We start from the raw sequence: 21676 nt of genomic DNA, 5'->3' as shown, positions 1-21676 counted from the left end.
TGTGCGCGGGGTTCGCCCCGCCACAGGAAGCCCGCCGCGTGCGGGCTTTTTTTTTCGTCATCGGATTGTCATAATGCAATCCTATACTGGGCGGCAATTTAACCAGCATTGCTCCCATGCGACTTGCCAAGCTCCAGACCGGTACCAAGATCCTCGGCGCTTTCGCCGTCGTCTCTGCCGCCATCGCCGTCATCTGCGCCGTCGCCCTGTGGCGCATGCAGGCCGCCGATGCCCTGACCAGCGATCTCGTCAACAACCGCCTGGCCGGCCAGCAGCTGAGTTCCGAACTGCTCGGCGTGGCGCGCCTGAACGGCATGCGCGCCGTCGCCATCGCCCGCAGCGACAGCCTCGAAGTCGGCGACTATTTCCAGGCCCAGCTCGGCCAGGGCGAGCAGGAGGCCACCAGACTCGAATCGCGCATCGCGGCGCTGGCCACCAGCGCGGACGAGCGCAAGCTGCAGCAGCAGGCCGCCGCCGACAAGGCCGCCTACATGAAGGTGCGCCAACAGGTCTTCCAGGCCAAGGACCTCGGCAAGACCGTCGAGGTCGAACAGCTCGCATCCACCAGCCTCTCCGCCACCTTCGATGCCTATACCCGGGCGCTGGGGGCGCTGCTGGCCCACCAGACCCGCCAGGCCCACGCGCTGGCCGCGGCATCGGAAAGCGCCTCGCTGTTCAGCCGCGTCCTGCTGCTGGGCGTCGGCGGCGCCGCGCTGCTGCTCGGCGGCCTGGCCGGCTGGCTGCTCACGCGCAGCATCGTCGCGCCGCTGCAGGACGCCGTGCGGCTGGCCGAACGGGTCGCCCGCGGCGACCTCAGCGCCACCATCCGCCACGCGCGCGGCGACGAGATCGGGCGCCTGTTCGACGCCCTCAACCACATGACCGGCGGCGTCTCCGCCACCGTCGTCAAAGTGCTCGACAGCGCGCGCATGATCGACGACGCCTCGGCCGACCTCGCCGCCGGCAACCGCGACCTGTCGCAGCGCACCGAGCAGCAGGCCAGCAGCCTGCATGCCACCGTGCGCTCGATGGCCGAGCTGACCGAGGCGGTGCAGCAGAATCACGTGAACGCCCACGATGCCAGCGAACTGGCCCTGGCGGCATCCGGCGTGGCGCGCGAAGGCGCGGGCGCGGTCGAGCAGATGGTCGAGCGCATGGCGACGATCCGCCAGTCGGCCGCCAGGATCGGCGACATCACCGCGATGATCGACGGGATCGCCTTCCAGACCAATATCCTGGCCCTGAACGCGGCGGTGGAGGCGGCGCGCGCCGGCGCCGAAGGCCGCGGCTTTGCCGTGGTGGCGAACGAGGTGCGCAGCCTGGCCCAGCATTCGGCCGCGGCCGCCAAGGAAATCAAGAGCTTGATCGCGGAATCGCTCGGCGCCATCGAATCGGGCGCCGGGATTGCCGGCGCGGCCGGCCTGACGATGCGCCAGATCCTCGAGCGCGTGCAGCAGGTGGCCGACCTGCTGGCCGCCATCGATGCCGCCAGCTCCGAGCAGGCCGAGGGCATCGCCCAGGTGCGCCGCACGATCGCGGAGATGGACGAGGCGACCCGCCAGAACGCGGCGATGGTCGAGCAGGCCGCGGCCGCCGCCGGCACCATGCGCGCCCAGGCCGAGCAGCTGACCGGCGTGGTCTCGACCTTCAAGGTGAGGGAGCAGGGCAGGGAGGCGCGGCTGTTGCCGGCCTGAGGTCAACGCCACTCTTTTTTGCACGTATGCACGCCAACTAAGCGTTTCGCTATGGCAAACTCATGTTCTTTAGCAAACTTGCCTAGTGAACATGAACGTGTCCCGCACCCTCCTCGCAATGTCGCTGGCCCTCATCGGCCAGCAGGCGGTCGCCGCCGATCCCTATGTCCGATTCCCCGCCGTGCGCGGCGATACCATCGTGTTCACCGCCGAAGGCGACCTCTGGCGCACATCCATCGCCGGCGGCAAGGCGACCCGCCTGACCACCCACCCGTCGAGCGAAACCCATGCCGCCATTTCCCAGGACGGCAAGTTGGTCGCCTTCGTCGCTTCCTACGAGGGCGCCCAGGAAGCCTATGTGATGCCGATCGAAGGCGGACTGCCGAAGCGCATCACCTTCGAGAATGGCGGCGTGAGCGTGCTCGGCTGGACGGCCCAGGGCGAAGTCCTGGTCGCCATCGACAACCCGGTCGGCCCGAGCAAGCGCCGCGTGGTCGCCGTGCTCGATCCGGTCAAGCTCACGCGCCGCGTGCTGCCGCTCGCCGACGCCAACGACGCCGTGCTGGACGATCTGGGGCGCACCGTCTACTTCACGCGCATGGGCCTGTCCGAGACCCGCGACAACGTGAAATCCTACCGCGGCGGCGCCCATGCCCGGCTGTGGCGCTTCGACCTGGGTTCGAAGACCGAGGCCGAGCCGCTGTTCAAGGGCGAATCTCTTGACAATCGGGCCAACAACCGCCACGCCATGTGGTGGAACGGCCGCCTGTACTTCATCAGCGATGCGAACGGCGCCGACAATCTGTGGACCTCGCTCCCGGACGGCAGCGACCGCCGCCAGCTCACGCAGCACAAGGAATGGGACGTGCGCACCGCCTCGCTCGGCGATGGACGCATCGCCTACCAGCTGGGCGCCGACCTGCACGTGTTCGATATCGCGAGCGGGCGCGATTCGCTGGTCCACGCCAGCCTGGTGTCCGACTTCGACCAGCAGCGCCTGCGCCGCGTGAAGTCGCCGCTCGACGCCCTGACCGGCATCGAGGTCGCCAGCAAGCTTGATCGCATCGTCCTCACCGCCCGCGGCAGGGTGACGATCGCCGGCACCGGCAGCCATCGCCGCGTCGAGATCGCGGTGCCGGAAGGCGCGCGTGCCCGCGGCGCCGTCTTCAGCCACGACGACAAGTGGATCTATGCCATCGCCGACACCAGCGGCGAGAACGAGATCTGGCGCTATGCGGCCGACGGTTCCGGCCACGGCGAACGCCTGACCACGGACGGCGCCAGCCACCGCCTGGGCCTTTACCCGTCCCCGGACGGCAAATGGCTGGCGCACACCGACAAGAAGGGCCGCACCTGGCTGCTCGACCTGGCCAGCAAGGCCAACGTCATCATCGACGATGCCGGCCAGGCCGGCCTCGAGCGTCCGGACCAGGTGGTCTGGTCGCCGGACAGCCGCAACCTGGCCTTCGTGCGCGACGGCAGCAGCGAACGGCGCAGCCAGATCGGCATGCTGAACCTGGCCAGCCGCAAGCTCAGCTTCGTCACCACCGACCGCTACGAAGCCAGCTCGCCGGCCTTCTCGCCGGACGGTAAGTGGCTGTACTTCCTCTCCGCGCGCCACTTCAACCTGGGCAATGCCTCGCCCTGGGGCGACCGCAATATGGGCCCGGTGTTCGACAAGCGCGTGGGCGTGTATGCGCTGGCGCTGCAGCCCGGGGTGCGCTTCCCGTTCAAGCCGGAAGACGAGCTGACCAAGCCGGAAGAGAAGTCGCCGGAGGCGGCGGCCAAGGCGGCCGTGAAGTCGCCCGGCGCGGACGAGGCGGATGCCGCCAAGAGCGCGGCAGTCGCCGCCGCCGCAGCGGCGGCGGAAGCCAGGGCGGGTGCCGACAAACCGGCGGCGCCGCTGCCTCCGATCGTGTACGAGGGCCTGCGCGAGCGCCTGTACGAAGTGCCGCTCGCACCGGGCAACTACAGCGCCCTCGCCGTCGACGACAAGCGTCTCTACCTGCTGGACGCCGGCGACGACGAGCGCGCCAAGGGCACCCTCAAGACCCTCGCCATTTCGCGCAGCAGCCCGCAACCCGAAACCTTCGCCGCCAATGTGCGCGAATTCGGCCTGTCCACCGACCGCAAGCACGTCTTCTACCGGACTTTCGCCAAGGGCGCGCCGGGCGACATGCTGATTGTCGACGCCGCCGCCAAGGCGCCCGCGGATCTCACGAAGTCCAAGGTCAAGGTCGACGACTGGGCGGTCAGCTCGAACCCGCGCATGGAATGGAAGCAGATGTTCAACGACGCCTGGCGCATGCACCGCGACTTCCTGTACGACGCCAACATGCGCGGCATCGACTGGAACGCCGCGCGTACGCGCTATGCGCCGCTGGTCGAGCGCGTGACCGACCGCGCCGAACTGGACGACGTGCTGGGCATGATGATCGGCGAGGTCGGCGCGCTGCACTCGCAGATCCGTCCGGGCGACGTGCGCCGCGCGCCCGCCGAGGGCACGCCCGCCAGCCTGGGCGCGGTGCTGACCCGGGTGGCCGACGGTTACCGCGTCGACCACGTCTACCGCAGCGAGCCGGAGCTGCCGTCCGAGGCCGGTCCGCTGGCCGCGCCGGACGTCCAGGTCAGGGAAGGCGACATCATCACGGCCGTCAACGGCAAGTCGCTGCTGGAAGCGCGCGACATTTCCGACCTGCTGCTGGACACCGCCGGCAAGCAGGTGCTGCTGAACGTGAAGAGCCCGGGCGCCAAGGATGCGCGGGGTAAAGCTGAACTGCGCGCCGTCATCGTCACCCCGGTCACGATGGCGACCCATGCCAGCCTGCGCTACGCCGACTGGGAGCAGGGCAGGGCCCAGCAGGTCGACAGCGCCTCGAAAGGCAAGATCGGCTACCTGCACCTGCGGGCGATGGTGGCGCGCGACATCAACGCCTTCGCGCGCGACTTCTACGCCAACATCAACAAGGATGGCCTGATCATCGACGTGCGCCGCAATAACGGCGGCAACATCGACAGCTGGATCATCGAAAAGCTGCTGCGGCGCGCCTGGGCCTTCTGGTCTTCGAACGGCAAGCAGCCCTACTCGAACATGCAGAACACCTTCCGCGGCCACCTGGTGGTGCTGACGGACGAGCTGACCTATTCGGACGGCGAGACCTTCGCCGCCGGCGTCAAGGCCCTGAAGCTCGGCCCGCTGGTCGGCAAGCGCACCGCCGGCGCCGGCGTCTGGCTCAGCGACGGCAACGGCCTGCTCGATAACGGCATGGCGCGGGTCGCCGAGAACGGCCAGTTCTCGACCGATGGCGAGTGGCTGATCGAAGGCGTCGGCGTGACCCCGGATGTCGAGGTCGACAACCTGCCTTTCGAGACCTTCAACGGGCGCGACCGCCAGCTCGAGGTGGCCCTCGAGCTGCTGGAGAAGAAGATGAAGGAAGAGCCGGTGAAGCCGTTGAAACCGGCGGCGATTCCGGCCCTGAAGCGCTGAGCGCTCATTGAGCACTCATTGAGTGCTCAAACGGCGGCCAGCGCCCGCGCCAGATCGGCGCGCTGGTCGTCGATGTGCTCGATGCCGACAGACAGCCGGATCAGGCCGTCGCCGATGCCGAGCAGCGCCCGCTGCTCCGGCGGGATGGTCGCATGGGTCATGATGGCCGGGTGCTCGATCAGGCTCTCGACCCCGCCCAGGCTCTCGGCCAGGGTGAAGATCTCGCAATGTTCCAGAAAGCGGCGCGCCCCGGCCAGGTCGGTATCGAGGTCGATCGAGATGATGCCGCCGTAGCCGTGCATCTGGCGCCGCGCCAGCTCGTGCTGGGGATGCGAGGCCAGGCCGGGATAGAACACCCGGCTGACCTTGCGCTGGCTTTCCAGCCAGCCCGCCAGTTCCAGCGCATTCGCCGAGCTGCGCTCGACCCGCAGCGCCAGGGTCTTGATCCCGCGCAGCACCAGGAAGCTGTCGAACGGTCCCTGGATCGCGCCCACCGCGTTCTGGATGAAGCCGAGGCGCTCGCGCAGCTGCTGGTGGCGCGGCTCAAGGCCCACCACGGCGACGCCGCCGATCACGTCCGAATGGCCGTTCATGTACTTGGTGGTCGAGTGCACCACGATGTCGATGCCGTGCTCCAGCGGACGCTGGACGATGGGGCTGGCGAAAGTGTTGTCGCACACGCTGAGGACGCCGCGCTCGCGGCACAGGGTGGCGATGGCGTGCAGGTCGGCCAGCTTCAGCATCGGGTTGGTCGGCGTCTCCACCCACACCATCTTTGTTTCCGGACGCAGGGCATTGGCGACGGCCAGCGGATCGGTCAGGTCGACGTAGGTGAAATCGTGGCCGGCGCTGTGGCGGCGCACCCTTTCGAACAGGCGGTAGGTGCCGCCGTACATGTCGTCGCCGGCCACGATGTGGGAGCCGGCGGGCAGCAGTTCCAGCACCGCGGAGATGGCGGCCAGGCCGGACGCGAAGGCGAAGGCCGCGCCGCCGCTTTCGATGTCGGCCACGCAGCGTTCCAGCGCCCAGCGGGTCGGGTTGTGCGAGCGGCCGTAGTCGAGGCCCTTGTGCACGCCCGGGCTTTCCTGGGCAAAGGTCGAGGTCGCGTAGATGGGCGGCATCACCGCGCCGGTGGCGGGGTCGGGCGCCTGGCCGCCGTGGATGACGCGGGTGGCCAGATGGCGCTTGCTTTCTCTATCGTTCATTTCACTCATTTCATTTCAATGTTCTGCGCAGGTGGTTGAGGAGGTCGAAGCGCGTGATCAGCCCGTAGAAATGATCGCCTTCCGCGATCACGGCGGTCAGGCCGCGGTCGAGAATCTCGCGCAACTGCTGCATGCCGGCCGAAGGCGGCAGGGTCTGCAGCTCGGAAGTCATGGTGCCGGATACCGGGGCCTGGAAGTGTTGCTGGTCTTGCGTCACGTGCAGCAGCAGGTCGGATTCGTCGATCAGTCCGACCAGGCGGCCCTTGTCGATGACCGGCAGCTGGGCCAGGTCGGCGCTTCGCATGCGGTTGAAGGCGGTCAGCAGCGGGTCGGTCGGGGACACGGTGACGACTTCGCCGTCGTCAAAGCGGCGCCCGATCAGGTCGCGCAGGTCGCCGGTACGCGGCCGGTGCAGCAGGCCCTGGTCGACCATCCAGCCGTCGCTGTAGACCTTGGTGAGGTAGCGGGTGCCGGTGTCGCACACGAAGGTGACCACGCGCTTCGGCGTGGTCTGCTCGCGGCAGTAGCGCAGGGCGGCCGCCAGCAGGGTGCCGGTCGAGGAACCGGCCAGCAAGCCTTCCTGGCGCAGCAGGGCGCGCGCGGTGTTGAAGCTTTCCTCGTCGCCGATGGAGTAGGCGCGGCGCACCCGCGACAGGTCGGCGATCGCCGGAATGAAATCCTCGCCGATGCCCTCGACCGCCCACGAGCCCGACACCTCGGACACGCGCCCGGTACGCACGTACTCGGCCAGGATCGAACCCTCGGGGTCGGCCAGCACGAATTCGAGCGCCGGCTGCACCTTCTCGAAGTAGCGCGACAGGCCGGTGAGGGTGCCGGAAGAACCGACCCCGACCACGATGGCGTCCACCTCATGCCGCATCTGTTCCCAGATCTCGGGACCGGTGGTGGTCTCGTGGGCCCAGGGGTTGGCCGGATTGTTGAACTGGTCGGCGAACCAGGCGCCGGGAATCTCGCGGGCCAGGCGCGCGGCATAGTCCTGGTAGTACTCGGGATGGCCCTTGCCGACGTCCGAGCGGGTCAGGTGGATCTCGGCGCCGAGGGCCTTCAGGTGCAGGACTTTTTCGGCCGCCATCTTGTCCGGCACCACCAGCACCACGCGGTAGCCCTTGATGCGGGCCACCAGGGCCAGGCCGAGGCCGGTATTGCCGGCGGTGGCCTCGACCACCGTGCCGCCCGGCTGCAGGCGGCCATCCTTTTCCGCGGCCTCGATCATGGCGCGGCCGATGCGGTCCTTGATGGAACCGCCGGGATTCTGGGACTCCAGCTTGAGAAATAACTGGCAGGGGCCGGTGTCCATCCGGGTGACCTCGACCAGCGGGGTGTTGCCGATCAGCGAAAAGATTGCAGCGGATGACGCGGGTTGCGCGGTTTCCATATCTCCTCCAAGGTGGCCAGGTCGTCAAAAAAAGACGAGCATAGGACGCCTGTTGGCGTCCCGGCTTGGGGAAGATTAACTCTTTTGAGGAAAGTCAGGCGCCGGATTTCAGGCGCCGCCACAGCGTGGTCCGGCTGATCCCCAGGTGGCGGGCTGCGGCGTCGCGCTGGCCGCCGAAACGGGCCAGCACCTCGGCCACGCTTTCATGCGGCGATGGAAGAACGGCCGCGGCGGGCGGGGGAGCGGACGGGGCCGGAGCCGGCGAGGGCAGGGCCTGGCCCAGCTCCGGCGCTACCGACAGCAGGAAGGCCGGCGTCAGGGCCTGCAGCGGTTCGGCCGCCAGGAACAGCGCCAGCCTCTCCATCAGGTTGCGCAGCTCGCGCACATTGCCCGGCCAGGCATAGGCCTGCAGGAGCGGCGCACAGGCGGCGATCTCGGCGGCCTGGTTCGGATGCGGACGAGCGCTGAGGGCCGCCATTGCGTTCTTCAGCGACCATTCGGCCAGCTGCGGGATGTCGGCGCGGCGCTCGCGCAGGGGCGGCAGCGCCAGGCGCAGTACCGCCAGGCGGTAGAACAGGTCGGCGCGGAAGCGTCCCTCGCGCACGCGGGCGTCGAGGTCGCAGTGGGTGGCGCTGATCACCCGCACGTCGATCGGCACCGGCCGCGTGCCGCCCACCCGCATCACTTCGCGTTCTTCCAGCACGCGCAGCAGGCGGGTCTGCAGGCTAAGGGGCATCTCGCCGATCTCGTCCAGGAACAGGGTGCCGCCGTTGGCCGCTTCAAACAGGCCGGCGCGCCCGCCGCGCCGCGCACCGGTGAAGGCGCCTTCCTCGTGCCCGAACAGCTCGGATTCCAGCAGCGACTCGGCGATCGCGCCGCAGTTCACGGCGACGAAGGGACGCAGGGCGCCGCGGCGCGGACTCTCGCGGTGGATGGCCTGGGCCACCAGCTCCTTGCCGCTGCCGGTCTCGCCCTGGATCAGCACCGTGGCCGGCGAACGTGCGTACAGCACCACGGCCTGGCGCAGCCTCTCCATCGCCGGCGAGTCGCCGCGCAGGTCGTTCAGGCCGCGCCGCGCGCGCCGCGGATCGGGGCTGCCGCGCCGTCCGCGCCCCGCTTCCAGGCGGGTCAGGCGCGCCATCTCCAGCGCATCGTCGAAGGCCTGGCGGATCGAGGCCGCCGAATACACGAACACCGCCTTCAGGCCGGCTTCCTCGGCCAGGTCGGTAATCAGGCCGGCGCCGACAATCGCCCCGATCCCGTCCGCTTTCAGCTCGTCGATGGCGGCGCGCGCATCCTCCTCGGTCACATAGGTGCGCTGGACGATGGACAGGCCGAAGGTGGCGGCGAACTCCGCCAATTCCGGCATCGGCTGCTGGTAGCTGATCACCGCGACCCGCGGCGACAGGCGGCGCGCCCGCGCCAGCGCCTGCATCACGTCGCTGCCGCTGGCCTTCGCCGCCACCACCGGCACCGAGACCCGTCCCTTCAGGTAGGCGGCGTTGGAGCCGGCCGCGATCACGACGTCGCAGTGCTCAAGCGCCATGCGTTCGCGGATATGGCGCGCGGCGTCGTCGAAGCCCAGGTGCAGCGGCTCGATCTGGGCCAGGTGGTCGTATTCGAGGGTGATGTCGCGGAACAGATCGGACAGGCGGGACACGGAAACGGTCCAGATCACAGGCTTGTCGAGGCCCTCGTGCAGGGTGCGGGTGGGATGACTCATATCGCAAGTGTAGTGGAATCCGACCCATGCCGTAAGAATCGGGTAAGGACCGGCCCGTAGGATCGCAAACAGCCTGCATAAAAGGCATCACTAAAAGTATTGGAGACAAAAGTGGATCAAGACATTGTTCAACGGGTCAAGAACGACCCGAATTACCAGAAGCTGGTCAAGACCCGCTCCCGCTACGGCTGGATGCTGACCTGGGCCGTGATGGTCGTGTATTACGGCTTCACCCTGCTGAACGCCTTCGACAAGGAATTCATGGGTTCCCGCATCGGTGCGGGCGTGATGTCCTGGGGCGTGCCCCTGGGCCTGTTCGTGATCCTGTTCACGGTCGTCGTCACCGGCATCTACGTGCGCCGCGCGAACAAGGAATTCGACGCCCTGACCGACGCCATCCAGCGCAATGCCGCCGCCGGCCAGCCCGCACAGACCAACCAGCCGAACAAGGTGCGCGCAGCATGAAGAACCTGATCCGTAACGCCAGCGCGCTGGCCGTCCTGGCGGCCGCCAACGCCGCCATCGCCGCGCCCGACCTGGGCCAGGCCACCAAGCAGGCCACCAACTGGACCGCGATCACGATGTTCGCCGTGTTCGTCATCCTGACCCTGTTCATCACCAAGTGGGCCGCCAAGCGCACCCGCTCGGCGTCCGACTTCTACACTGCGGGCGGCGGCATCACCGGCTTCCAGAACGGTCTCGCCATCGCCGGCGACTTCATGTCGGCCGCTTCTTTTCTGGGCATCTCGGCCGCGGTGTTCGCCAACGGCTTCGATGGCCTGATCTATGCGATCGGCTTCCTGGTCGGCTGGCCCGTCATCACCTTCCTGATGGCCGAGCGCCTGCGCAACCTGGGCCGTTTCACCTTCGCCGACGTCGCCGCCTACCGCTTCGCCCAGAAACCGGTGCGCATGTTCGCCGCCTCGGGCACCCTGGTCACCGTGCTGTTCTACCTGATCGCCCAGATGGTCGGCGCCGGCCAGCTGATCAAGCTGCTGTTCGGCCTGGACTACAGCATCGCCGTGGTGCTGGTCGGTATCCTGATGATGGTGTACGTGCTGTTCGGCGGCATGACCGCCACCACCTGGGTCCAGATCATCAAGGCCGTGATGCTGCTGGCGGGCGCCTCCTTCATGGCGTTCTCGGTGCTGGCCATGTACAACTTCAGCCCGGAAGCGCTGTTCGCCAAGGCCGTCGAAGTGCACGCCAAGAAGGACTCGATCATGGGCCCGGGTAACTTCATCAAGGACCCGATCTCCGGCATCTCCTTCGGCATGGCGCTGATGTTCGGCACCGCCGGGCTGCCGCACATCCTGATGCGCTTCTTCACCGTCCCGAGCGCCAAGGAAGCGCGCAAGTCGGTGCTGTGGGCCACCACCTGGATCGGCTACTTCTACATCCTGACCTTCATCATCGGCTTCGGCGCGATCGTGCTGGTCGGTACCAACCCGGCCTTCAAGGATGCGGCAGGCAAGCTCCTGGGCGGTAACAACATGGCGGCCGTGCACCTGGCGAACGCGGTCGGCGGCGACGTCTTCCTCGGCTTCATTTCGGCCGTGGCCTTCGCGACCATCCTCGCGGTGGTGGCCGGCCTGACCCTGTCGGGCGCCTCGGCCGTCTCGCACGACATCTACGCCACCGTCATCAAGAAGGGCCAGCCGGCCCCGGGCAGCGAACTGCGCGTCTCGAAGATCACCACCATCATCCTCGGCATCATCGCCGTGGGCCTGGGCTATGTGTTCGAAACCGTGAACGTCGCCTTCATGGTGTCGCTGGCCTTCGCGATCGCCGCCTCGGCCAACTTCCCGGTGCTGTTCATGTCGGTCCTGTGGAGCAAGTGCACCACCCGCGGCGCCACCATCGGCGGCTTCCTGGGCCTGATCACGGCCGTGGGCCTGACCGTGCTGTCGAAATCGGTGTGGGTCGACGTCTTCCACAACAAGACCGAGATCTTCCCGTACACCTCGCCGGCCCTGTTCTCGATGATCGTCGGCTTCGTGGGCGTGTGGCTGTTCTCGATCACCGACAAGAGCCCGCGCGCGGCGATCGACAAGGCTGGTTTCGAGGCGCAGGAAGTGCGTTCGGAGACTGGTATCGGCGCCGCCGCCGCATCGGCACACTGATCCGCCGCTGCTGTACACTGAACCCGAAAGCCGGTTTCCGGCCTTCGGGTTCTTTATTTGGGAAGGGGCGGGGAAGATGATACCGATACTGGTCGTGCGCGACATCCAGGAAGCCATCGCCTTCTATACGCGCGTGCTCGATTTCGAGCTGCGCTTCAGCTGGCCCGGGGAATCCGCGTGCTACGCGGGCCTGGCCAGGGGCAAGGAAGAGCTGCACCTGAACCTGACGCCCGGGGAAGGCCGCTTCGGCCATTCCAGCGTCATCGTCCTGTGCGAGGACGTGGATGCCCTGTTTTCAGGCTTCGTCGCGCGCGGATTGAATCCGCCCACCCGGCCGGAGTCGCCGGTGCACGCCGGCCCGCTCGAGCAGACCTGGGGCACCCGCGAATTCTACGTCGACGACCCGAGCGGAAACACGCTGGTCTTCCAGCAGCGCCGCTGAAGCTGCGTCAGGGCGCGACGTCGCCCGCCTTCTCCGCAAACGGCCGCGCATGGCGCACCAGCGACACCAGGGTCTTCCCCGGCTCCTCGTTGAAGATCTCGTGGGCCGAATGCTCGAACCACACCAGCCGCTTCGACGGCGCCTTCACCTTCCCGAACCATTCCGCGGTGGCCGATGAGGACACGTTGTAGTCGTGCCGTCCGTTGAAGATCAGGATCGGGCAGCGGAATGTCGTGTAGCCGCTGAAGTCCATCGAGATCGTCTCCGCCAGCAGGCGGCTGGACGAGAATTCGGTGGCGTCCCAGATGGTCTTCAAATCCGCATCCGTGTATTCCGGCGACAGCTTCACCGCGGCCGCCTCGGCGTCGAAGCCGGTCCTGCCATACACCGCGCCGCCGTAGCGGCCCAGCCATTTGCGCTGCAGGTAGAGGTCCTTCAGTGCTACCTGCTTGCCCGGCTGGGCGTAGGGCGCGATCGATTCCAGCTCGCGCACCGCCTCGAGATTGTTCTCCTTCTTCGCCGCATCCATCGCGAAGCGCCAGCCGCGCCGCTCGCTTTCCGGCGCATCCGTGATCTGGCCGATGCCGATATAGGCGTGCAGCCAGTCAGGATGGCGCTGCGCCAGTTCGATACCGAGCGAGCTGCCCCATGAGTGCCCCATCACGTAGATGCGCTGCTTGCCGAATTCCTTGCGCAGCCAGGCCACCATCTCCTCGGCGTCGGCCAGCATGCGGGCGCGGGTCATGGTCGGCGCTACCTTGCCCGGATCGTTGGCGGCATAGGTCTTGCCGGCGCCGCGCTGGTCCCATTGCACGACCGTGAAATACTCTTCCCAGCCGCGCTGGAAGTACCAGCTGGTCGGCATCGCCACATAGCCCGGGCCGCCGTGCAGCATCAGCAGCACCGGGTTGCGGCGGTCGGCGCCGCGCACACTGATCCACTGCTCGATGCCGCCGATCCTGACCGCCTGATTCCTTTCGATGCCCTGCGGGGTGACGATGCGGCGCATGTCGGCGACGATCTTCACCGCCTCGGCGCGGCTGGCGATGCCGTCGGCCCGGGCGTTCGCACCCGGACCGGTCAGCAGCAGCGCGCAGGCAAGCGATGCGTATGCGCGCCTCATCCTCATTCCTTGGCCGGATCGCGGTAGTGGAAGGGATCGGTCGGCGTCGGCTGCTTCGGCAGCACGTTGCGCGGCATCGGTGTGTCGCTCTCGGCCGCCTGCAGCAGCACGGTGGCCATGATCACCGCGGCCTGGCGCAGGTCTTCGGTGCGCAGGTGGTCGAAGGTGTCGAGGTTCGAATGGTGCACGCGCGAACCGTAGTCGAGCGGGTCCTGGATGAACTGGAAGGCGGGCAGGCCCATGCCGGCCATGATCTGGTGGTCGGTGCCGCCGGTCTTCTTGGCCACGACCTTGTTCGCACCCAGGCTGTCGAAGGGAGCGAGCCAGTTCTTCAGCACAGGTATCGCCGCGAAGTTACCCTCGGCATAGATACCACGGATCTTGCCCGAGCCGTTGTCGAGGTTGAAGTAGGCGGCCATCTCGTCATAGCCGGGCAGCGGCGTGACCGGGTAGGTCTCCCACATGAATTCGGGCAGTTTGGCGTGCTCCGGATTGCTCGGGCGCGGGCGGGTCGCGATGTGATTTTTGATATAGGCGAGGGAGCCCAGCAGGCCTTGTTCCTCGCCCGACCACAGCGCAAAGCGGATGGTGCGCTTGGGTTTCACGCCCAGCTGCGAGAGGATGCGCGCCGCTTCCATCACCACCACCGAGCCGGCGCCGTTGTCGGCGGCGCCGTCGCCGGCCACCCAGCTGTCGAGGTGGGCGCCGGCCATCACGTAGCCGGCCTGGGGATCGCTGCCCGGGATCTCGGCCAGGATGTTGTAGGCGTTCGTGTCGCGGTCGTCGAAGTGGACATTGCTGTTCAGTTCGAGCTTCACTTCGCCGACCTTGGCCAGGCGCGCCAGGCGGCGGTAGTCTTCGGCCGCCATCTCGACTTCGGGCAGGGAGACGGTGTCGCCCTTGCGGTGGAAGTAGCCTTCGCCCTGCACCAGGCCGCCGTTACGGTAGGACATCTTGACCAGCGCGACCGCTCCTTCCGCCGCCATGAAGCGGTCGATCTCGCGCGCCTGCTCGAAGTATTTCTTGTACAGGTCGAACGACTGGTCCGGATCGTAGTGCGGCTGGTCGTAGGTCGACAACTTGCCCAGTTCGGCCTCGTCGTAGCGCTTGAAGGTGGCGCTGGTGTCGTCCTTCGGCACCTCCGGATAGCTGACCAGCACGATCCTGCCTTTCACCTTGCCCTTGTACTGGGCCAGGTCGCGCACGTTGCGGACCGGCGCCACCACGATAGTCGCGCTCACGGTGCCACGGGTCGCCGGTGTCCAGGCCACCGGGATCGCGGTCAGGGCCAGCGGCCGCGGCGCCACCATGCGCACGCTCGAGGATTCGATCCACCAGCCGCGCCCGAAATCGTAGCCTTCGGCGTGGACATTCTTCAGGCCCCAGCTCGTGAACATCTGCTGGGTCCACTTTTCCGCCTGGCGCATCGACGGCGAATTGGTCATGCGGCCGCCGATGCGGTCGCTCAGGTAGGCGGCCAGGTTCACGACCTGGCCACGGTTATAGCCTTCGTCGGCGATGCGGTTGATGGTGTTGGCGTCGACCGGTTCGGCATGGGCGCCGAAGCAGAGCAGGGCGATGCCGGCGAGCAGGCCGGCCTTACGAATGTCGCACATAGATCCTCTTGGTTGTTTTTGTCAAAAAGGAATTGCGCAGGGGATTCTACGCCTGAGCAACTCAGCTGTGCGAACAGGATCCAGGCTTGCGTGTTGCGCAACGATGTTTCAAAATGAAACGTTCGTGAAACATCGATGCCGAAACACGCAGGGCGAAACGGCGCAAGTGCTTGAAAACACGGGGCAAGGCGCCAGCGATTGGCTTGGCACGCCGTTTGCATTAGTGAGGGCATATTCCCGTCAACGCATCATTGAAAGGTAAGAGGACATGAGCCAACTCTCCGCAGGCGCCAAATTCCGCCAGGCCGTGCAGGAAGAACATCCGCTGCAGGTGATCGGCGCGATCAACGCCAACCACGCCCTGCTGGCCAAGCGCGCCGGCTACCGCGCGATCTACCTGTCGGGCGGCGGCGTGGCTGCCGGCTCCCTGGGCCTGCCCGACCTCGGCATCTCGGGCCTGGAAGACGTGCTGATCGACGTGCGCCGCATCACCGACGTCTGCGACCTGCCGCTGCTGGTCGACATCGACACCGGCTTCGGCTCGTCCGCCTTCAACGTGGCCCGCACCGTGCGCTCGCTGATCAAGGCCGGCGCCGGCGCCTGCCATATCGAAGACCAGGTCGGCGCCAAGCGCTGCGGCCACCGGCCGGGCAAGGAGATCGTCAGCCAGGGCGAGATGGTCGACCGCGTGAAAGCCGCCGTCGACGCCCGTACCGACGACAACTTCGTCATCATGGCGCGCACCGATGCGCTGGCCGTCGAGGGCCTGGACAAGGCCGTGGAGCGCGCGGTCGCCTGCGTCGAAGCCGGCGCCGACATGATCTTCCCGGAAGCGATCACCAGCCTGGAGATGTACGCCCAGTTCAAGAAGGCGGTCAAGGTGCCGATCCTCGCGAACATCACCGAATTCGGCGCGACCCCGCTGTTCAGCGTCGAAGAGTTGAAAGGTGCCGACGTCGACATCGTGCTGTATCCGCTGTCGGCTTTCCGCGCCATGAACAAGGCCGCCGAGAACGTCTACGAGACCATCCGCCGCGAAGGCACCCAGAAGAGCGTGGTCGACACCATGCAGACCCGCGCCGAACTGTACGACCGCATCGATTACCATAGCTTCGAGCAGAAGCTCGATGCCCTGTTTGCCCAGAACAAAGCCAAATAATTCATCGAATACGGAGATATCAAGACCATGACCGATCAGACCAGCCAAACCGAGACCCCGACTTTCAAACCCAAGAAGTCGGTCGCCCTGTCCGGCGTCGCCGCCGGTAACACCGCGCTGTGCTCGGTGGGCCGCTCCGGCAACGACCTGCACTACCGCGGCTACGACATCCTGGACGTGGCCGACACATCCGAATTCGAAGAGATCGCCTACCTGCTGGTGCACGGCAAGCTGCCGACCGCCGCCGAACTGAAAGGCTACAAGGCCAAGCTGAAGATGTTGCGCGGCCTGCCGCAAGCGGTGAAGAGCGCGCTGGAAGCCCTGCCGGCCGCCTCGCACCCGATGGACGTGATGCGCACCGGCGTCTCGGTGCTGGGCTGCACCCTGCCGGAAAAGGACGACCACAACATCCCGGGCGCGCGCGACATCGCCGACCGCCTGATGGCGTCAACGGGTTCGATGCTGCTGTACTGGTACCACTTCAGCCATAACGGCAAGCGCATCGAAGTCGAGACCGACGACGACTCGATCGGCGGTCACTTCCTGCACCTGCTGCACGGCCAGAAGCCATCCGATGAGTGGGTGAAAGCGATGCACACTTCGCTGATCCTGTACGCCGAGCACGAGTTCAATGCCTCGACCTTCACCGGCCGCGTGATCGCCGGCACCGGTTCCGACATCTACTCGGCCATCACCGGCGCGATCGGCGCGCTGCGCGGTCCGAAGCACGGCGGCGCCAACGAAGTCGCCTTCGAGATCCAGAAGCGCTACGAGAACCCGGACGAAGCCGAAGCCGACATCCGCAACCGCGTCGCCAACAAGGAAGTCGTGATCGGCTTCGGCCACCCGGTGTACACGATCTCGGACCCGCGCAACAAGGTGATCAAGGAAGTAGCCCGCGATCTGTCGGCGAGCGCCGGTTCGATGAAGATGTTCGACATCGCCGAGCGCCTGGAAACGGTCATGTGGGAAGTGAAGAAGATGTTCCCGAACCTGGACTGGTTCTCGGCGGTGTCCTACCACATGATGGGCGTGCCGACCGCGATGTTCACGCCGCTGTTCGTGATCGCGCGTACCTCGGGCTGGTCGGCACACATCATCGAGCAGCGTATCGACAACAAGATCATTCGTCCGAGCGCGAACTATGTCGGTCCGGAGGATCTGAGGTTCGTGCCGCTGGCGGAGCGTAAGTAAACCACTGCCGTCATCCCCGCTTTCGTGGGGATGACGAAGGATGACATGAACGATCCGACTATCCGCCGACTCACCCCAAGCGACACAGCCGCCTACCGCGAGCTGCGCCTGGCCAGCCTGCGCGAGTTCCAGTTCGCGCACGGTCCCGACTACGAAGAAGCGCTCGGCAAATCCCTCGCCTGGCATGCGGAGCGCCTTGCCAGGCCGGACTACCACTGGTTCGGCGCTTTCGACCGTGAACTTCTGGTCGGCGCCATCTGCCTGCGCGCCAAGGAGGGCAGGCGGCTGCGTCACGTCGCCAGCCTGAACAGCCTGATGGTCGGGCGCGAGCATCAGGGCGCCGGCATCGGGCGACTGCTGACGGCGCATCTGATCGCCTTTGCCCGCTCGCTCGGCCACATCCGGCAGCTCACGCTGGTGGTCAACGAGGACAACGCGCCGGCCCGTCGCCTGTACGACAGCCTCGGCTTCCAGCAATTCGGCGTCCAGCCGGATGCCATCTTTCACGAAGGCCGGTACTGCGCCACGCAGCACCTGCTCTTATCTCTGGTTTCACCTGATCCATCATGAACAGCCAATATCGCAAACCCCTGCGCGGACAGGATGCCGCCCAGACCAATCTGCACTACTTCGACGCCAAGGCCGCAGTCGAGGAAATCCAGCCGGGCGCCTGGGACGGCCTGCCTTACACCTCGCGTGTGCTGGCCGAAAACCTGGTACGCCGCTGCGAGCCGCAGGCCCTGGTGCCTTCGCTGAAGCAGCTCATCGAACGCAAGCGGGACCTCGATTTCCCATGGTTCCCGGCGCGCGTGGTCTGCCACGATATCCTGGGCCAGACCGCCCTGGTCGACCTGGCCGGCCTACGCGACGCCATCGCCCTGCAAGGCGGTAATCCGGCCCTGGTCAATCCGGTGGTGCCGACCCAGCTGGTGGTCGACCACTCGCTGGCGGTCGAGTGCGGCGGCTTCGATCCGGACGCTTTCGCCAAGAACCGTGCCATCGAAGACCGCCGCAACGAAGACCGCTTCGACTTCATCGAGTGGACCAAGAAGGCCTTCCAGAACGTCGACGTGATCCCGCCGGGGAACGGCATCCTGCACCAGATCAACCTCGAGCGCATGAGCCCCGTGGTCCAGGTAAAGGATGGCGTGGCCTTCCCGGACACCCTGGTCGGCACCGACTCGCATACCCCGATGGTCGATGCGCTGGGCGTGATCGCGATCGGCGTCGGTGGCCTGGAAGCGGAGAGCGTCATGCTGGGCCGTGCTTCCTATATGCGCCTGCCGGACATCGTCGGTGTCGAGCTGACCGGGAAACCGCAGCCCGGCATCACCGCCACCGACATCGTGCTGGCGCTGACCGAATTCCTGCGCAAGTCGAAAGTCGTCTCCGCCTACCTTGAATTCTTCGGCGAGGGTTCGGCGAACCTGACCCTGGGCGACCGCGCCACGATCTCGAACATGGCCCCCGAATACGGCGCCACCGCCGCCATGTTCTCGATCGACGAGCAGACCATCAAGTACCTGAAGCTCACCGGCCGCGACGACGAACTGGTGAAGCTGGTCGAGACCTATGCGAAGGAAGCGGGCCTGTGGTCCGACACCCTGGCGAACGTCGAGTACGAACGCACCCTGCATTTCGACCTGTCGACCGTGGTGCGCAACATCGCCGGACCCTCCAACCCCCACAATCGCGTGCCGACTTCGGAACTGGCGGCCCGGGGCATCGCCGGCAAGGTCGAGAATGAGCCGGGCCTGATGCCGGACGGCGCCGTGATCATCGCCGCCATCACCAGCTGCACCAACACCAACAACCCCCGCAATATGATCGCCGCCGGTCTCATTGCCCGCAACGCAAACAGGCTCGGACTGCTGTGCAAGCCCTGGGTGAAATCGTCGCTGGCGCCAGGCTCGAAGGCCGTGGCGCTCTACCTGGAAGAGGCGGGCCTGCTGCCGGAACTGGAAAAGCTGGGCTTCGGCATCGTCGCCTTTGCCTGCACCACCTGCAACGGCATGTCGGGCGCGCTGGACCCGGTCATTCAAAAAGAAGTGGTCGAGCGCGACCTGTACGCGACCGCCGTCCTGTCCGGCAACCGCAACTTCGACGGCCGAATCCACCCCTATGCCAAGCAAGCCTTCCTGGCTTCGCCGGCGCTGGTGGTGGCTTATGCGATCGCCGGCACGATCCGCTTCGACATCGAGAAGGACGTGCTGGGCGTCGATGCCTCCGGCCGCGAGATCAGGCTGGCCGACATCTGGCCGAGCGATGCCGAGATCGACGCCGTGGTCGAGCAGTCGGTCAAGCCGCAGCAGTTCCGCAATGTGTACGACGTGATGTTCGCGCGCCAGGAGACGACGGAAGAAGCCGTGTCGCCGCTGTACGACTGGCGCCCGATGAGCACCTATATCCGCCGTCCGCCGTACTGGGAAGGCGCGCTGGCCGGCGAGCGCACCATGAAAGGCATGCGCGCACTGGCGGTGCTGGGCGATAACATCACCACCGACCACCTGTCGCCGTCGAACGCCATCATGATGAACTCCGCGGCCGGCGAATACCTGCACAAGATGGGCCTGCCGGAAGAGGACTTCAACTCCTACGCGACCCACCGCGGCGACCACCTGACGGCCCAGCGCGCAACCTTCGCCAATCCAACGCTGAAGAACGAAATGGTGCGCAATGCCGACGGCAGCGTGCGCGCCGGCTCGCTGGCCCGCATCGAGCCGGAAGGGCAGGTCACGCGCATGTGGGAAGCGATCGAGACCTATATGGAACGCAAGCAGCCGCTGATCGTGGTGGCCGGTGCCGACTATGGCCAGGGCTCCTCGCGCGACTGGGCGGCCAAGGGCGTGCGCCTGGCGGGCGTGGAAGCCATCGTGGCCGAAGGCTTCGAGCGCATCCACCGCACGAACCTGGTCGGCATGGGCGTGCTGCCGCTGGAATTCCAGCCGGGCACCACCCGCCTGACCCTGGGCCTGGACGGTACCGAGACCTATGACGTGGTGGGCGAGCGCACGCCGCGCGCGACGCTTACGCTGGTCATCCATCGCAAGAACGGCGAGACGGTCGAGGTGCCGGTGATCTGCCGCCTGGATACGGCGGAAGAGGTGTCGATCTACGAGGCCGGCGGCGTGCTGCAGCGGTTTGCGCAGGACTTTTTGGCGACCACCAAAGTCGCTGCATGATATTGAACCCGTCATTCCCGGCAATGCCGGGAATGACGGTTTTGGAGCTAACACATATGGCCCAAGTCCCACAGATTAAAATCCCCGCCACCTACATGCGTGGCGGCACCAGCAAGGGCGTCTTCTTCCGCCTCCAGGACCTGCCCGAAGCGGCGCAAGTCCCCGGCGAGGCGCGCGACAAGCTCTTGATGCGCGTGATCGGCAGCCCCGACCCCTACGGCAAGCAGATCGACGGCATGGGCGGCGCCACTTCCAGCACCAGCAAGACCGTCATCGTCGGCAAGGCCACGCGCCCGGACCACGACGTCGACTACCTGTTCGGCCAGGTCTCGATCGACAAGCCCTTCGTCGACTGGAGCGGCAACTGCGGCAACCTGTCGGCGGCGATCGGCCCCTATGCCATCGCCAACGGTTTCATCGACGCCGGTCGCATTCCGGAAAACGGTAGCGTCACCATCCGCATCTGGCAGGCCAATATCCAGAAAACCATCGTCGCCCACGTGCCGGTCACCAATGGCCAGGTCCAGGAAACCGGCGACTTCGAGCTGGACGGCGTGACCTTCCCGGCGGCCGAAGTGCAGCTCGAGTTCATGGACCCGGCGGCCGAGGAGGGCGAGGGCGGCGAAGGGGGGAGCAATTCGATGTTCCCGACCGGGAACCTGGTCGACGAGCTGGAGGTGCCCGGTGTCGGCACCCTGAGAGCCACGATGATCAACGCCGGCATTCCCACCATCTTCGTGAACGCTCTGGATGTCGGCTACAAGGGCACCGAGCTGCAGGACGACATCAACGGCGACCCGAAGGCGCTGGCGATGTTCGAATCGATCCGCGCCCACGGCGCCATGCGCATGGGCCTTATCGCGCACGTGGAGGAAGCCGCGCGCCGCCAGCACACGCCGAAGGTCGCCTTCGTCGCGCCGCCCGCCGATTACACGGCGTCGAGCGGCAAGCAGGTGAAAGCGGACGACATCGACCTGCTGGTGCGTGCGCTCTCGATGGGCAAGCTGCACCACGCGATGATGGGCACGGCGGCGGTGGCGATCGGCACCGCGGCGGCGATTCCCGGCACCCTGGTCAGCCTGGCCGCCGGCGGCCGTGCGCACGAGGCCGTGCGTTTCGGCCACCCGTCCGGCACCCTGCGCGTCGGCGCCCAGGCCGGGCAGGTGGATGGCGACTGGGTCGTCAAAAAGGCCGTGATGAGCCGCAGCGCCCGTGTGCTGATGGAGGGCTGGGTACGCATCCCCGGCGACGCTTTCTAAGAGCGACTCCAGGAGCGCATTCAGCCGATGAGCCCGCCGTACAACACGGCGGGCCTTTTTTTTGCCAGTTTGA

The 21676-nt window shown here is 66.7% G+C and carries 15 protein-coding genes; 10 read left to right on the top strand and 5 right to left on the bottom strand.

Features of this window, described 5'->3' with window-relative positions; genetic code table 11:
* Positions 1-116: 116 nt before the first annotated feature.
* Together AB4Z32_RS10075 and AB4Z32_RS10070 are read left to right on the top strand one after the other, a co-directional pair.
* Positions 117-1694: a methyl-accepting chemotaxis protein gene (locus AB4Z32_RS10075; RefSeq protein ID WP_442121706.1), complete on the top strand. Its 1578-nt coding sequence runs from the start codon at positions 117-119 to the stop codon at positions 1692-1694.
* Positions 1695-1785: 91 nt separating this feature from the next.
* The gene (locus AB4Z32_RS10070) at positions 1786-5181 is read left to right on the top strand and encodes a S41 family peptidase (RefSeq protein ID WP_442121705.1); all 3396 of its coding nucleotides are present in this window, start codon (positions 1786-1788) and stop codon (positions 5179-5181) included.
* 26 nt (positions 5182-5207) lie between these two features.
* Here AB4Z32_RS10070 and AB4Z32_RS10065 read toward each other — a convergent pair whose 3' ends face one another.
* From AB4Z32_RS10065 to prpR, 3 genes are all read right to left on the bottom strand, one after another.
* Complete coding sequence (locus AB4Z32_RS10065; protein ID WP_442121704.1) at positions 5208-6386, bottom strand: trans-sulfuration enzyme family protein; 1179 nt, start codon at positions 6384-6386, stop codon at positions 5208-5210.
* Positions 6387-6396: 10 nt separating this feature from the next.
* Positions 6397-7782, bottom strand: a complete 1386-nt coding sequence (locus tag AB4Z32_RS10060; RefSeq protein ID WP_442121703.1) for a pyridoxal-phosphate dependent enzyme — start codon at positions 7780-7782, stop codon at positions 6397-6399.
* A 94-nt stretch (positions 7783-7876) separates the two neighbouring features.
* Positions 7877-9505, bottom strand: coding sequence for a propionate catabolism operon regulatory protein PrpR (gene prpR / locus AB4Z32_RS10055; protein ID WP_442121702.1), 1629 nt, complete (start codon positions 9503-9505; stop codon positions 7877-7879).
* Positions 9506-9616: 111 nt separating this feature from the next.
* Here prpR and AB4Z32_RS10050 point away from each other — a divergent pair, with 111 nt between their 5' ends.
* The 3 genes from AB4Z32_RS10050 to AB4Z32_RS10040 all read left to right on the top strand — a co-directional run bounded on the left by AB4Z32_RS10050 (position 9617) and on the right by AB4Z32_RS10040 (position 12070).
* Positions 9617-9970 carry a DUF485 domain-containing protein gene (locus AB4Z32_RS10050; RefSeq protein WP_442121701.1) on the top strand — a complete coding sequence of 118 codons (354 nt, stop codon included), beginning with the start codon at positions 9617-9619 and terminating at the stop codon, positions 9968-9970.
* Entirely contained in the window at positions 9967-11628 is a 1662-nt protein-coding gene (locus AB4Z32_RS10045; protein ID WP_442121700.1) for a cation acetate symporter, read from the top strand. The genes AB4Z32_RS10050 and AB4Z32_RS10045 overlap by 4 nt, the downstream gene beginning before the upstream one ends.
* Before the next feature lie 76 nt (positions 11629-11704).
* Positions 11705-12070 (top strand): VOC family protein, encoded by a 366-nt coding sequence (locus AB4Z32_RS10040; RefSeq protein WP_442121699.1) that lies wholly within the window; start codon positions 11705-11707, stop codon positions 12068-12070.
* A gap of 7 nt (positions 12071-12077) precedes the next feature.
* Here AB4Z32_RS10040 and AB4Z32_RS10035 read toward each other — a convergent pair whose 3' ends face one another.
* On the bottom strand, positions 12078-13193 hold the full coding sequence (locus tag AB4Z32_RS10035) for an alpha/beta fold hydrolase (protein ID WP_442121698.1): 1116 nt from the start codon (positions 13191-13193) through the stop codon (positions 12078-12080).
* 2 nt (positions 13194-13195) lie between these two features.
* Complete coding sequence (locus tag AB4Z32_RS10030) at positions 13196-14809, bottom strand: M20/M25/M40 family metallo-hydrolase (protein ID WP_442121697.1); 1614 nt, start codon at positions 14807-14809, stop codon at positions 13196-13198.
* A 268-nt stretch (positions 14810-15077) separates the two neighbouring features.
* On the opposite strand from AB4Z32_RS10030, the gene prpB reads away from it, so the two are divergent.
* From prpB to prpF, 5 genes are read left to right on the top strand one after another with little or no spacing between them, the layout of a single operon-like run.
* The gene (gene prpB / locus AB4Z32_RS10025) at positions 15078-15968 is read left to right on the top strand and encodes a methylisocitrate lyase (protein WP_442121696.1); all 891 of its coding nucleotides are present in this window, start codon (positions 15078-15080) and stop codon (positions 15966-15968) included.
* 27 nt (positions 15969-15995) lie between these two features.
* A complete protein-coding gene (prpC, locus tag AB4Z32_RS10020) occupies positions 15996-17162 on the top strand; it encodes a bifunctional 2-methylcitrate synthase/citrate synthase (RefSeq protein ID WP_442121695.1) in 1167 nt (388 codons plus the stop codon).
* A 45-nt stretch (positions 17163-17207) separates the two neighbouring features.
* A complete protein-coding gene (locus AB4Z32_RS10015; protein WP_442121694.1) occupies positions 17208-17732 on the top strand; it encodes a GNAT family N-acetyltransferase in 525 nt (174 codons plus the stop codon).
* The gene (gene acnD, locus AB4Z32_RS10010) at positions 17729-20344 is read left to right on the top strand and encodes a Fe/S-dependent 2-methylisocitrate dehydratase AcnD (protein ID WP_442121693.1); all 2616 of its coding nucleotides are present in this window, start codon (positions 17729-17731) and stop codon (positions 20342-20344) included. The genes AB4Z32_RS10015 and acnD overlap by 4 nt, the downstream gene beginning before the upstream one ends.
* Before the next feature lie 56 nt (positions 20345-20400).
* Positions 20401-21603 (top strand): 2-methylaconitate cis-trans isomerase PrpF, encoded by a 1203-nt coding sequence (gene prpF / locus AB4Z32_RS10005; RefSeq protein ID WP_442121692.1) that lies wholly within the window; start codon positions 20401-20403, stop codon positions 21601-21603.
* Positions 21604-21676: the final 73 nt, after the last annotated feature.

It is taken from the genome of Massilia sp. 2TAF26 (assembly GCF_052115005.1).
In the GTDB taxonomy this organism is placed as follows: Bacteria; Pseudomonadota; Gammaproteobacteria; order Burkholderiales; family Burkholderiaceae_D; genus Telluria.
This window is presented reverse-complemented; position numbering and strand designations above follow the sequence as displayed.

Coding starts and splice junctions, on each gene's coding strand:
- AB4Z32_RS10035 (WP_442121698.1), bottom strand. CDS start 13,193: ATGAGGCGCGCATACGCATCGCTTGCCTGCGCGCTGCTGCTGACCGGT.
- AB4Z32_RS10075 (WP_442121706.1), top strand. CDS start 117: ATGCGACTTGCCAAGCTCCAGACCGGTACCAAGATCCTCGGCGCTTTC.
- prpF (WP_442121692.1), top strand. CDS start 20,401: ATGGCCCAAGTCCCACAGATTAAAATCCCCGCCACCTACATGCGTGGC.
- AB4Z32_RS10040 (WP_442121699.1), top strand. CDS start 11,705: ATGATACCGATACTGGTCGTGCGCGACATCCAGGAAGCCATCGCCTTC.
- prpR (WP_442121702.1), bottom strand. CDS start 9,505: ATGAGTCATCCCACCCGCACCCTGCACGAGGGCCTCGACAAGCCTGTG.
- AB4Z32_RS10015 (WP_442121694.1), top strand. CDS start 17,208: ATGAACGATCCGACTATCCGCCGACTCACCCCAAGCGACACAGCCGCC.
- prpB (WP_442121696.1), top strand. CDS start 15,078: ATGAGCCAACTCTCCGCAGGCGCCAAATTCCGCCAGGCCGTGCAGGAA.
- AB4Z32_RS10065 (WP_442121704.1), bottom strand. CDS start 6,386: ATGAACGATAGAGAAAGCAAGCGCCATCTGGCCACCCGCGTCATCCAC.
- AB4Z32_RS10045 (WP_442121700.1), top strand. CDS start 9,967: ATGAAGAACCTGATCCGTAACGCCAGCGCGCTGGCCGTCCTGGCGGCC.
- AB4Z32_RS10070 (WP_442121705.1), top strand. CDS start 1,786: ATGAACGTGTCCCGCACCCTCCTCGCAATGTCGCTGGCCCTCATCGGC.
- AB4Z32_RS10030 (WP_442121697.1), bottom strand. CDS start 14,809: ATGTGCGACATTCGTAAGGCCGGCCTGCTCGCCGGCATCGCCCTGCTC.
- AB4Z32_RS10060 (WP_442121703.1), bottom strand. CDS start 7,782: ATGGAAACCGCGCAACCCGCGTCATCCGCTGCAATCTTTTCGCTGATC.
- acnD (WP_442121693.1), top strand. CDS start 17,729: ATGAACAGCCAATATCGCAAACCCCTGCGCGGACAGGATGCCGCCCAG.
- prpC (WP_442121695.1), top strand. CDS start 15,996: ATGACCGATCAGACCAGCCAAACCGAGACCCCGACTTTCAAACCCAAG.